At 67.1% G+C, this 1,523-nt stretch carries 1 protein-coding gene; it reads left to right on the top strand.

Going from position 1 to position 1,523, the window contains the following annotated elements:
- Position 1 precedes the first annotated feature (1 nt).
- Entirely contained in the window at positions 2–1,522 is a 1,521-nt protein-coding gene (exaC, locus tag C666_RS19010; RefSeq protein WP_004350373.1) for an acetaldehyde dehydrogenase ExaC, read from the top strand.
- The last annotated feature ends 1 nt before the right edge of the window (position 1,523 follow it).

Below are 1,523 nucleotides of genomic sequence, written 5' to 3'. Positions count from 1 at the left end.
GATGCTTTACGCACACCCTGGCCATTCTGGCGCGCCGATCCAGTACAAGGCGAAGTACGACAACTTCATCGGCGGGCGCTGGGTTGCGCCGGTCAAGGGTCAGTACTTCGACGTGGTGACGCCGATCACCGGCCAGCCCTACACGCAGGCGGCGCGCTCGAGCGCCGAGGACATCGAGCTGGCGCTGGACGCCGCCCACGCCGCCTTCCCCAAGTGGGGCAAGACCTCGCCCGCCGAGCGCGCCAACGTCCTGCTCAAGATTGCCGACCGCATCGAGCAGAACCTCGAGCGGCTGGCCTACGCCGAGACCGTCGACAACGGCAAGGCCATCCGCGAGACCCTCAACGCCGACATCCCGCTCACCGTCGATCACTTCCGCTACTTCGCCGGCTGCCTGCGCGCCCAGGAAGGCAGCATCAGCGAGATCGACGAGAACACCGTCGCCTACCACCTGCACGAGCCGCTGGGCGTGGTCGGACAGATCATCCCCTGGAACTTCCCCATCCTGATGGCCGCCTGGAAGCTCGCCCCGGCCCTGGGCGCGGGCAACTGCGTGGTGTTGAAGCCGGCCGAATCCACCCCGGTCTCCATCCTCGTGCTCGTCGAGCTGATCGCCGACCTGCTGCCCCCGGGCGTGCTCAACATCGTCAACGGCTTCGGCCGCGAAGCCGGCATGCCGCTGGCCACCAGCAAGCGCATCGCCAAGATCGCCTTCACCGGCTCGACCTCCACCGGCCGGGTCATCGCCCAGGCCGCGGCCAACAACCTGATCCCGGCCACGCTTGAGCTGGGCGGCAAGTCGCCCAACGTCTTCTTCGCCGACGTCATGGACCGTGACGACGCCTTCCTCGACAAGGCCATCGAGGGCCTGGTGCTGTTCGCCTTCAACCAGGGCGAAGTGTGCACCTGCCCGAGCCGGGCGCTGATCCAGGAGAGCATCTACGAGCGCTTCATGGAGCGCGTGCTCGCGCGCGTGGCCGCGATCCGCCACGGCGACCCGCTCGACACCGAGTCGATGATGGGCGCGCAGGCCTCGAGCGAGCAGATGAGCAAGATCCAGTCGTACCTGGCGCTGGGCAAGGAGGAAGGCGCCGAGGTGCTGATCGGCGGCGACCGCGCGAACCTGCCCGGCGCCCTGGCCCAGGGCTACTACATCCAGCCCACGCTGTTCAAGGGCCACAACAAGATGCGCATCTTCCAGGAGGAGATCTTCGGCCCGGTGCTGGCGGTGACCACCTTCAAGGACGAGGCCGAGGCGCTGGCCATTGCCAACGACACGCTGTACGGGCTGGGTGCCGGGGTGTGGAGCCGCAACGGCAACGTCGCCTACCGCATGGGCCGCGCCATCCAGGCCGGACGGGTGTGGACCAACTGCTACCACGCCTACCCCGCGCACGCGGCCTTCGGCGGCTACAAGGAGTCGGGCATCGGGCGCGAAACCCACAAAATGATGCTCGACCACTACCAGCAGACAAAGAACCTCCTCGTCAGCTACAGCGAGAACAAACTCGGGTTCTTCTGAG

The sequence above is a fragment of the Thauera linaloolentis 47Lol = DSM 12138 genome, from assembly GCF_000310205.1.
In the GTDB taxonomy this organism is placed as follows: Bacteria; Pseudomonadota; Gammaproteobacteria; order Burkholderiales; family Rhodocyclaceae; genus Thauera; species Thauera linaloolentis.
This window is presented reverse-complemented; position numbering and strand designations above follow the sequence as displayed.

Coding starts and splice junctions, on each gene's coding strand:
- exaC (WP_004350373.1), top strand. CDS start 2: ATGCTTTACGCACACCCTGGCCATTCTGGCGCGCCGATCCAGTACAAG.